The 10182-nt window shown below is 66.7% G+C and carries 9 protein-coding genes; 7 read left to right on the top strand and 2 right to left on the bottom strand.

The features are described 5' to 3' along the window. The 7 genes from LPZ50_RS16095 to LPZ50_RS16065 form a co-directional block, all read left to right on the top strand. Positions 1 to 310, top strand: a 310-nt coding sequence (locus tag LPZ50_RS16095) for a UTRA domain-containing protein (RefSeq protein ID WP_230662553.1), incomplete at its 5' end; no start/stop codon positions are given. 20 nt (positions 311 to 330) lie between these two features. Beyond that, positions 331 to 2013, top strand: coding sequence for a urocanate hydratase (gene hutU / locus LPZ50_RS16090; protein WP_230662552.1), 1683 nt, complete (start codon positions 331 to 333; stop codon positions 2011 to 2013). Between the two features lie 115 nt (positions 2014 to 2128). Further along, positions 2129 to 3814 (top strand): HAL/PAL/TAL family ammonia-lyase, encoded by a 1686-nt coding sequence (locus tag LPZ50_RS16085; RefSeq protein ID WP_230662550.1) that lies wholly within the window; start codon positions 2129 to 2131, stop codon positions 3812 to 3814. Between the two features lie 43 nt (positions 3815 to 3857). Then, positions 3858 to 4844: a Bug family tripartite tricarboxylate transporter substrate binding protein gene (locus tag LPZ50_RS16080; RefSeq protein WP_230662548.1), complete on the top strand. Its 987-nt coding sequence runs from the start codon at positions 3858 to 3860 to the stop codon at positions 4842 to 4844. Positions 4845 to 4857: 13 nt separating this feature from the next. Continuing rightward, positions 4858 to 5862: an ornithine cyclodeaminase family protein gene (locus tag LPZ50_RS16075; protein ID WP_230662546.1), complete on the top strand. Its 1005-nt coding sequence runs from the start codon at positions 4858 to 4860 to the stop codon at positions 5860 to 5862. A 10-nt stretch (positions 5863 to 5872) separates the two neighbouring features. Continuing rightward, complete coding sequence (locus LPZ50_RS16070) at positions 5873 to 6691, top strand: phosphate/phosphite/phosphonate ABC transporter substrate-binding protein (protein ID WP_230662544.1); 819 nt, start codon at positions 5873 to 5875, stop codon at positions 6689 to 6691. Positions 6692 to 6760: 69 nt separating this feature from the next. After that, the gene (locus tag LPZ50_RS16065) at positions 6761 to 7156 is read left to right on the top strand and encodes a Rap1a/Tai family immunity protein (RefSeq protein ID WP_230662541.1); all 396 of its coding nucleotides are present in this window, start codon (positions 6761 to 6763) and stop codon (positions 7154 to 7156) included. Here the strand turns inward: LPZ50_RS16065 and LPZ50_RS16060 are convergent. Both LPZ50_RS16060 and LPZ50_RS16055 read right to left on the bottom strand, forming a co-directional pair. Next, positions 7153 to 8523 (bottom strand): acetyl-CoA carboxylase biotin carboxylase subunit, encoded by a 1371-nt coding sequence (locus tag LPZ50_RS16060; RefSeq protein WP_230662539.1) that lies wholly within the window; start codon positions 8521 to 8523, stop codon positions 7153 to 7155. The two genes, LPZ50_RS16065 and LPZ50_RS16060, sit on opposite strands and share 4 nt — an antisense overlap. Positions 8524 to 8543: 20 nt before the next feature. Next, a complete protein-coding gene (locus LPZ50_RS16055) occupies positions 8544 to 9809 on the bottom strand; it encodes a CaiB/BaiF CoA transferase family protein (RefSeq protein WP_230662537.1) in 1266 nt (421 codons plus the stop codon). Positions 9810 to 10182 lie beyond the last annotated feature (373 nt).

Raw genomic sequence — 10182 nt, 5'->3', positions numbered from 1 at the left:
CGTCAACCCGCAGGCCGCGCCCGGATACCTGGAACAAGACTTCAGCCGCGAAACACCCAATGCCTATCTGAGCCGCGTCGCGCCCCTGACGGCGGTGGAGCACACCATCGAGGCCATCCTGGCCAACGACGAGGTGGCGGGCTGGCTGGGCCTGCAAGGCCCGCAGGCCTGCCTGCAGGTGCTGCGGCGCACCTGGACGGCCCCCCACATCGCGACTTTCGCCCGCCTGATCCATCCGGGCAACTCGTACCGCCTGAGCGGCTATGCCACGGTGTCCGCGCAAGCGGCCCGAGCCACCCCGCATAAATAGAAACCCGACGGAGACACGCCATGAGCGCCCACACCCCCGCCCGCCACGACGCCTCACGCAGCATCCGCGCCCCGCGCGGCAGCACCCTCACCTGCAAGAACTGGCTGATCGAGGCTGCCTACCGCATGATCCAGAACAATCTGGACCCCGAAGTGGCCGAACACCCTCACGAGCTGGTGGTGTACGGCGGTATCGGCCGCGCGGCCCGCGACTGGCAGTCGTATGACAAGATCCTGGAAGTACTGCGCCGCCTGGAAGCCGACGAAACCCTGCTGATCCAGTCCGGCAAGCCGGTGGGCGTCTTCAAGACGCACGCCGACGCGCCCCGCGTGCTGCTGGCGAATTCCAACCTGGTACCGCACTGGGCCACCTGGGAACACTTCCACGAGCTCGACCGCAAAGGCCTGATGATGTTCGGCCAGATGACCGCCGGCAGCTGGATCTACATCGGTTCGCAGGGCATCGTGCAGGGCACCTACGAAACTTTCTACGCGGTCGCCAACCAGCACTTCGGCGGCAAGCCCAACGGCCGCTGGATTCTGACCGCGGGCCTGGGCGGCATGGGCGGGGCGCAGCCGCTGGCCGCAACCATGGCCGGCTTCAGCATGATCGCGGTGGAATGCGACGAATCGCGCATCGATTTCCGGCTGCGCACCCGCTACATCGACGTCAAGGCCACTTCGCTCGACGAAGCACTGGCCATCATCGAACAGGCGCGTAGCGAGAACCGCGCGGTCTCGGTGGGCCTGCTGGGCAACGCGGCCGACATCGTGACGGAACTGGTGCGCCGCAATATCACACCCGACTGCGTCACCGACCAGACCTCGGCCCATGACCCGCTGAACGGCTATCTGCCGCAGGGCTGGACGATGCAGCGCTGGCGCGACCAGCGCCAGGATGATCCCGCGGCCGTCGTGGCGGCGGCCCGGCAATCCATGGCGGTGCACGTGCGCGCCATGCTGGAACTGAAGCAGCGCGGCGCCGCCACGCTGGACTACGGCAACAACATCCGGCAGGTGGCGCTGGAAGAAGGCGTGGCCAATGCCTTCGATTTTCCCGGTTTCGTGCCTGCCTATATCCGCCCGCTGTTCTGCGAAGGCATCGGGCCGTTCCGCTGGGCCGCGCTGTCGGGCGACCCGGAAGACATTTACAAGACAGATGCCAAGGTCAAGGAACTGATCCCCGACGACAAGCACCTGCACAACTGGCTGGACATGGCGCGCGAGCGCATTGCTTTCCAGGGACTGCCGGCGCGCATCTGCTGGGTGGGCGTGCGCGACCGTGCCCGCTTGGCCCTTGCCTTCAACGAGATGGTGCGCAACGGCGAACTGAGCGCTCCCATTGTCATCGGCCGCGACCATCTCGATTCGGGCTCGGTGGCCAGCCCCAATCGCGAAACCGAATCGATGCGCGACGGATCCGACGCCGTATCCGACTGGCCGCTGCTGAATGCCCTGCTGAACACCGCCGGCGGAGCCACCTGGGTGTCGCTGCACCACGGCGGCGGCGTGGGCATGGGTTTCTCGCAGCATGCCGGGGTGGTCATCGTGTGCGACGGCACGGCCGAGGCCGACCAGCGCCTGGCGCGCGTGCTGCGCAATGATCCGGCCACCGGCGTGATGCGCCATGCCGACGCCGGCTACGACATCGCCATCGAGTGCGCCCAGGCCGTCGGCCTGGATCTGCCCATGCTCAAGCCGTAGTTCCAGCCATCTCCATTTACCAGGAGTCGTGATGCGCTATTCCCTACCGACCGCATTGAGACTGTTGCCGCGGGCTTGCCGCCGCGGAGTCGGCGCGACTGCCCTGGCCCTGGCCATGGCAACGGGTGCCTGGCATGTTCCGCAAGCCTGGGCCGCCGACGGTTCCGGCGCCTCGGCCACGTCGACGGCTGGGGCGCCTGCACAACGGGCGCCGCTGGCGCTGGACGGCCGCACGCTTACCACCGCGCAAGTCATCGAAGTGGCGCGCGGCGGCCGCCCCGTGGGGCCCACGGAAGGCGCCTGGCAACGCGTGGAACGTTCGCACGCGTTGCTGCTGGAATACGGGCGGCTGGGCCAGCCCGTCTACGGCCTGAACCGAGGCGTGGGGCAGAACAAGGACCAGACCATTTTCTCCGGCGACACGCTCTCGGACGAAGCGCGTGCCCTGTCCGAGGCCTTCAACCACCGCATGCTGCTGTCGCATACGGTGGCCTACGGCCAGCCGGCCCCCGCCGAGGCCGTGCGCGCCGCCATGCTGGTGCGCCTGAACACCGCGCTGTTCGGCGGCACCGGCATGAGCCCGCCGCTGGTCCGCCAGTACCAGGCCTTCCTGAACAAGGGCCTGACGCCCGTGGTGCTGGGCCAGGGCTCGGTGGGCCAGGCCGACATCACCATCCTGCCGCAGATCGGCCTGGCTATGATGGGCGAAGGACAGGTCCAGGTGAACGGCAAGACCCTGCCGGCGGCCGAGGCCATGCGCCAGGCCGGCATCGAGCCCGTCAAGCCTTATGCCAAGGATTCGCTGTCGCTGCTCAGCTCGAATGCCTACGGCGCGGCACTGGCCATCCTGGCCGCGCACGACGCGCAACGGATGCTGGACCGCGCCGACGAAGTGGCCGCCCTGTCGCTCGAGGGCCTGAATGGCAATGTGGCGCCGCTGTTGGCGGCCACCCAGGGCCAGCGTCCTTATGCGGGGCAAATGCAAACGGCGCGGCGCATCCTGGCCATGCTGGAAGGCAGCGCGCTGTGGCAGGTTGACGATCAGCGGCCGCTGCAGGATCCGTTGAGTTTCCGCACCGTCAGCCAGGTGCACGGCGCGGCGCGCGAAGCGTTGCGCCAGCTGGACGCCCAGTTGGCGATCCAGATCAACAGTTCGGACGACAACCCCACCGTGGCGCTGGACGCGGCCCCGCCCGCGGGCGCCAGCCCGCAAGAGGCACGCTACTACGTCACGCAGGGACAGGTGCGCGGCGCCATCCTGCCCAGCGCCGGCTTCGACCCTACCGTGTGGGTTGTACCGCTGGAAGCGGTGGGCGTGGCGCTTTCGCACGTGGCCCAGTCGTCGGCGCAGCGCGTGCTGCGCATGGGCGATCCCACCTTCACGAAACTGTCGCGCTTCCTGGCCCCCGACGGCAAGACGCTGGCCTACACCACTATCCAGAAGCCCGTATCGGCGCTGGCCACCGAGATCCGCGCGCTGTCGCACCCGGTGTCCTCGGACACACTGGCCGTCGCCGGCAATATTGAAGACGTAGCCACCAATGCACCGCTGGCGGCGCAGCGCGTCGGCCAGCAGGCGCGCCTGCTGCGCACCCTGCTGGGCATCGAGCTGATCCACGCGGCACAGGCAGTGGACTTGCGCACCCGCGCCGATGCGCAACGTGGCGTGGGTACGGGCACCGGCGCATTGCTCGCGGCATTCCGCAGGCAAGTGCCGTTCCTGTCGGAAGACCGGCGGCTGGCCGACGACATTGCTCGCGCCGACCGCTTTCTTGAAAGGGACCGCGACGCCGAACAGTAGGCGCCGGCCCGATACAGCAGCGAGATCTGCACAGGGGAAAACCATGAACACATCTCTCGTCATCCGCATGACCGCCGCCATCCTGGCCGGCGCGCTGTCCACGTCGGGGGCCTACGCCGCCGGCGGCAAGTACCCCGACCGGCCCGTTACCATCGTCGTGCCCTTCGGCGCGGGCGGCATCGCCGACGCGCTGCCCCGCATCGTCGGACAGGAACTCAGCAACAAATGGGGCGTGCCGGTCATTATCGAGAACAAGGTCGGGGCGTCCGGCAATATCGGCATGGACTACGTTGCCCGCGCCAAGCCCGACGGCTATACGCTGGCGCTGGCGCCGGCGGGCAACCTGACCGTCAACCCCCTGCTCTATACCAAGCTGCCCTTCGACACCGCCAGGGACTTCGCGCCGGTGACCATGCTGGCCACCTCGCCCAACGTGCTGGTGGTGAACGACCGCGTGCCCGCCAAGACCTTCAAGGAACTGGTGGAATACGCGAGTCAGCATCCCGACAAGCTGAACTATTCGTCGCCGGGGCCCGGCAGCGGCGCCCACCTGGCGGGCGAGCTGCTCAACCAGTCGGCCGGCATCGTCACCCGCCACATTCCGTACAACGCCATGGCTGCCGCGGTGAACGACGTGGTGGCCGGCAACGTCGACATGATGTTCGCCGGTGTATCCACCGTGCTGCCGCAGATCCAGGCCGGCAAGCTGCGCGCCCTGGCGGTGGCCGGCCCCGAGCGCCTGCCGCAGCTGAAGGACGTGCCCACCGTGGCCGAGAGCGGCTACCCCGGCTTCGACGTGACCTCGTGGTACGGCATCGTGGCGCCCGCCAAGGTTTCGCCCGAGATCCTCGACAAGCTGCAGGCCGACATCGCCGCCGCAGTCGGCCAGGAAACCGTGCGCCAGAAGTTCGCCGGCCTGGGCGTGACGCCGGCCGGCTCCAGCCGCGCCGATTTTGCCGGCACGATCCAGGACGAGGCCCGCAAGTGGGCGGAAATAGTCAAGAAAGCCGGCATCCAGCCCATTCAATAACCGAGGAGACACCATGCAGTCCATCGACATCACCTACCTTAACGGCCCCGACGTACGCGCGCTGGCCCTGACCGACGCCGAGATCCTGGCGGCCGTGGAAAGCGCGCTGGACGCGCAGGGCCGCGGCAAGACGGTCATCGAGCCGCGCATGCACCTGGTGCCCGAATCCTCGGCCAAGGGGCACTTCAATGTGCTGCGCGGCTATATCGAACCCCTGCACGTCGCCGGCGTGAAAGTGGTAAGCGACTTCGTCGACAACTACAAGGTCGACCTGCCGTCCGAGATGGCGCTGCTGAACCTGTTCGACCCCGTCAACGGCAAGCCGCTGGCCGTGGTGGATGCCACCGCCATCACCGACATGCGCACCGGCGCCGTCACCGCGCTGGGCGCCAAATACCTGGCGCCCAAGCACAGCAAGGTGCTGGGCCACATTGGTTCGCGCGGTACCTCGTACTGGAATGTGCGCCTGCTGGACAGCCTGTACAACTTCGACGAGATCCGTGTGCATTCGCGCCGCCCCGAAAGCCGGCAAGCCTTCGGCGAACGCCTGTCGCAAGACCTGGGCAAGCCGGTCAAGGTGGTGGACGACTGGGAATCGTGCGTGCGCGGCGCCGATATCATCGTCGAGGCCTCGCGTCTGCCCGAGCCCACACCGCTGCTCAAGACGGAATGGATCAAGCCCGGCGCCCTGGTCATGCCCTACGGCACCATGAGCGCGGTAGAGCTGAGCCTGACCGACATCATGAGCAAGGTCGTCGTGGACGACTGGGGCCAATGCCGCAAGGGCCTGCCCTACGGTGCGCTGCGCGCCCACGTCGACAGCGACCGCATCACCCAGGAGAACCTGCACGCCGAACTGGGCCAGATCGTGGCGGGAATAAAGCCGGGGCGCGAACGCGACGACGAAACCATCCTGTTCTGGCACCGGGGCTTGTCCACCACCGACATCGCGCTGGGCCACGCCATGCTCGAGAAAGCCCGCAAGATGGGCCTGGGCCAGACGCTGAAGTTCGCCTAGGCGCTGCGCCATGGAACTGATTGCCTCGACCCGCATGTACGACGCGGCCCCCGCGGCGCGCGACGCATGGCACGCGCTGCTGCGATCCGCCCACGCGCGGGCCGGCCTGGAAGTGCGGTTCGTGGAACACGGTTGGCCAGCGCCCATCGGCGAACTGTGGAACCAACCCGGCCTGTGCGGCGCGTTCATGTGCGGATGGCCTTTCGCGATGGCCTTGCAGGCCGGGCGCGCCTACATTCCCATCGCGGGCGTGGTCCCGGACTGGCCGGCCTACCGGGGCCGGGCGCGTTATCGCAGCGAGTTCCTGGTGCGCGCCGACAGCCCATGGCGCACCCTGGCCGACACGGCCGGCGGCCGTTACGGCTGGATGGTACGCGACTCGCAATCCGGCTGGAACGCGCCGCGCGCGGTATTGGCGCGGCGGCTGCCCGCCGGCGGCTCGCGGTTCTCCGCCTCCAAGGGGCCTTATGGCAACCCGCGCGGGCTGCTGCGCGCGCTGACGGACAAGGAAATCGACCTGACCGCCGTGGACAGCTGGTACCTGGACCTGCTGCGCGCGCACGATCCCGGCGCATTGGCCGGGCTGCGCACCCTGGCCTATACGCCGTGGACCCCGAACCCCCTGTTGGTGGCGGGGCCCGACGTGGATGCCGCGGTCGCGGCGCGCCTGTCGCAGGCGCTGCTCATCCTGCACAAAGACCCGCGCGACGCGACGCTGCTGCGCAATGCGCACGTGGCGCGCTTCGTGCGGCCCGATCCCGTGCGCTATTCAGCGTTGGTGGATATGGAGCAGGCGGCGCTCGCGCGCGGGTACCCGGAGATCCGGTGAAGGCGGACGGCATGACTCGCCAGCCCTGATAACATGGGCTCCCGCCCCACCAGGATCAGGACTTCGAACATGACCCAGCGCGCACGCCGCCGCCTGGCCACGCTCGTGCTCGGCGCAGTGTCGGCCGCTTCCATCGCGTATGCCGCCCAGCCGCCAGCGGAGCCTTACCGCCCCATCACGGCCCAGGAACTCTACGACGGCATCATGCAAGGCAGCCTGGCTTCCTGGGTAAAAGACCCGGCGCAGCGCACCATGCTGTCTACCTTGATGGCCACCTCGTACATCCTGGGCATTGCCGACAGCGCCACGGGCAAGCAGTGGTGCCCGGCATCGGGGCTGGACATGGAAGCCATGCCGGCCCCCGTGCTCGACTACCTGGCCGACCTGCCCGAAGCGCGCCGGTCCGAGCCGGCCGCCGGCATCGTCGTCGAGGCGCTGGGCAAGGCGTATCCCTGCCAACATTAGGCGAGCGCCGGGGCAGGCGCCTTCCTGGCAGCGTCCAGAACCACTTCCTGCACCAGCCCCGTGTGTACATCGCCCTGGCGAAATGCATCGTTGCGCAACAACACACGCAACGCATCCAGGTTGGTCTTCACGCCATCTATCTCGAACTCGTCCAGCGCCGCCAGCAACTGGTCGATGGCTGCGACGCGCGTATCGGCATGCGCGATCAGCTTGGCCAGCATGGGATCGTAGTGCGGCGTAACCGACTGGCCTTCAGCGTAGCCGGTCTCCACCCGCAGGCCGCGCGGCGGGCGGTATACCTTGAGCTGCCCGCATGACGGCAGGAAGCGCCGGGAATCTTCCGCATAGACACGGGCTTCGATGGCATGACCTCGGGCCTGGATATCCGCCGGCAGGAAATCATCCAGCGCCAGGCCGGCCGCGGCCTGGATTTGCGCGCGCACCAGGTCTACGCCGGTAATCGCTTCCGTCACGCCATGCTCGACCTGCAGGCGCGTGTTCATTTCCAGAAAGTGGAAATCGCCCTGCTGGCTCATCAGGGTTTCGACCGTGCCGATGTTGTCGTAGCCCAACTGCGAGAACGTATCGGCCAGGTGGCGGGCCAGCGCATCGATCTTGCCCCTGTCGGCCGCGGGCGCGCGGGCTTCCTCGATAATTTTCTGATGCCGCCGCTGCAGCGAGCAATCGCGGTCGAACAAGTGCCTCACCCGGCCGGTCTTGTCGCCCAGAAGCTGGAACTCGATATGCCGTGGGCGTTGCAGATATTGTTCAAGGTAGATTTCCGCATTAGAGAACCCGCGCATGGCCAGCGAGCGGGCTTTTTCGGCCATGACGCCGAGTTCGACAGAATCGCGGGCCACCAGCATGCCGATACCGCCGCCCCCCGCGGCGGGTTTGATCAACACCGGATAACCGATTTCCTGTGCGTACTGCTGCATCAGCGCATCGTCGCCCGACAGAATGGGCGACCCCTTGCCCACCGGCAAGCCATGCTTTTCCGCCAGCGCCCGCGCCCGGGTCTTGTGGCCCATGGCATCGATCCAGTGGGCCGACGGCCCGATGAACGTCGCGCCGCTGGCGTTGACGCGACGTGCGAACGCCGCGTTCTCGGCCAGGAACCCATAGCCGGGATGCAGTCCGTCGGCACCAGTACGCTTGATCAGATCAATGAAGGCATCCTGGTCCAGGTAACTGTCGCGCGCCAGCGCCGGCCCGATGGCGTGCGCCTCATCAGCCTGCGCCAGGTACGGAGCCCCGGCATCAGCTTCGGAATACACCGCCACGGATCGGATCCCCATCGCGCGCAAGGCGCGGATCAGGCGGCTGGCAATGGCGCCCCGATTGGCGACGATCACTTTTTGGAACATTGCGCTTCCTTTGTCATGGACTACTGTTGCGGAACCCGCGAAACGCTGGCGTCCGGTTCGGCTGCCGCGGCGCGGACAATGCCCGCCTGGATCAACGCCTCGATTTCTTCGGGGGCATAGCCGGCGATATCCGCCATGATCTGCTGAGTGTCGCGCCCCACCACGCCGCCGGCCCGGCGCAAGCGGCCAGGTGTTTCCGACAGCTTGGGCACCACCCCGGCGACTTTCACCGACCCGAGCCGATCGTGCGGCAAGTCCACCAACATGTCGCGGGCCTTGAAGTGCGCATCGCGGAAAATGTCTTGCATGGTGAAGATACGGGTGGCCGGCACCTCGGCCAGGGCCAGCGCAGCTTCCAGCTGTTCAAGGGTAAGCGTGGTGGTCCATGCGGTGATCGCGCGATCCAGGTCAGCTTCGTTCGTCGCGCGCGCGCGGGGGCTGGAAAACCGTGGATCTTCCGCCAACTCCGGTTGGCCCATGGCGTGCAGCAACCGGCCGAACACGGCATCGGCCATTGCCGTGATGTGGATGTAGTCGCCATCGCCTGTGGGATACAGGTTGTTGGGCGTGCTGTCCGGCAGCCGCGAACCGGCCCGCTGCGCCACCAGACCTAGTTTGTCGAAAGCCGGCACATGGGGTTCCATGATGCTGAAGGCGCATTCGTACAAGGCGGCATCGATGTACTGCCCCTTGCCGGTGCTTTGCCGCGCCAGTACCGCCATCAGGATGCCAAAGGCTGCATACAGGCCGGTGAGGCAGTCCGTCAGCGAGACTGCCGCGCGGGTGGGTGGGCGGTCCGGGTCGCCCGTCACGTGGCGAAGCCCGCTGACTGCTTCACCAATTACCCCATAGCCCGGACGCTCGCTATATGGGCCGTTTTGCCCAAAACCGCTGATGCGCGCCATGATGATGCGCGGATTGATGGCGGACAGGGCTTCGTACCCCAGGTTCCATTTCTCGAGCCCGCCAGGACGGAAGTTCTCGATGACGACGTCGCACTGTTCCGCCAGGCGGCGCACGATGCCCTGCCCGGCCGGCGATCGCAAGTCGATGGACACGAGCGATTTGTTACGCAGGATGCTTGCCGCGTATAGCGACTGGTTGTCGCACTGCTTGCCCATGGTTCGCACGGGATCACCGCCCAACGGCTCGACTTTGATGACGTCGGCGCCGAAATCCGCCAGCAGCCGGCCACAAAAAGGACCAGCCACCGTCGAGCCGAGCTCGAGGACCCGGTAACCGCTCAGCGGCCCGTTTCCGAGGGCCGGATGGCGAGGATCAGACATTTTCGAACTCCTGGAATGTAAAGGCGCGCCCCGCAGGATACGGCTGCCATCGTGCAATGTGAAAATAGTCTACTTTTTAGATTACTAAAAAATAAACAAATAACAAACCTAAAAATTACCTTCTAAAAACTAAATAGTTGATCAATTGGCAAAGCAGAGCTAGCATGCCCTGACAAATGACATGACAGGAGACAAATCATGCTTGGCAGCGTGCGCGTCCTGACAACCGCCCTTGCGGTTGCCTGCAGCGGGGTACCCCCGGCTCTGGCGGAGGGCTATCCCGACAAACCCATCAAGATGTATGTAGGCTTCTCGCCCGGCAGCGCCACGGACATCGTGGCCCGGGTGGTGTCTGACGAACTGGCCAAGCGCC

The organism is Bordetella petrii (assembly GCF_020991325.1).
Taxonomy (GTDB): domain Bacteria; phylum Pseudomonadota; class Gammaproteobacteria; order Burkholderiales; family Burkholderiaceae_B; genus Bordetella_A; species Bordetella_A petrii_E.
Note: the sequence above shows the minus strand (reverse complement) of the source record. Positions and strands in the feature narration are given on the sequence as shown.

Coding starts and splice junctions, on each gene's coding strand:
- hutU (WP_230662552.1), top strand. CDS start 331: ATGAGCGCCCACACCCCCGCCCGCCACGACGCCTCACGCAGCATCCGC.
- LPZ50_RS16085 (WP_230662550.1), top strand. CDS start 2,129: ATGGCAACGGGTGCCTGGCATGTTCCGCAAGCCTGGGCCGCCGACGGT.
- LPZ50_RS16080 (WP_230662548.1), top strand. CDS start 3,858: ATGAACACATCTCTCGTCATCCGCATGACCGCCGCCATCCTGGCCGGC.
- LPZ50_RS16075 (WP_230662546.1), top strand. CDS start 4,858: ATGCAGTCCATCGACATCACCTACCTTAACGGCCCCGACGTACGCGCG.
- LPZ50_RS16070 (WP_230662544.1), top strand. CDS start 5,873: ATGGAACTGATTGCCTCGACCCGCATGTACGACGCGGCCCCCGCGGCG.
- LPZ50_RS16065 (WP_230662541.1), top strand. CDS start 6,761: ATGACCCAGCGCGCACGCCGCCGCCTGGCCACGCTCGTGCTCGGCGCA.
- LPZ50_RS16060 (WP_230662539.1), bottom strand. CDS start 8,523: ATGTTCCAAAAAGTGATCGTCGCCAATCGGGGCGCCATTGCCAGCCGC.
- LPZ50_RS16055 (WP_230662537.1), bottom strand. CDS start 9,809: ATGTCTGATCCTCGCCATCCGGCCCTCGGAAACGGGCCGCTGAGCGGT.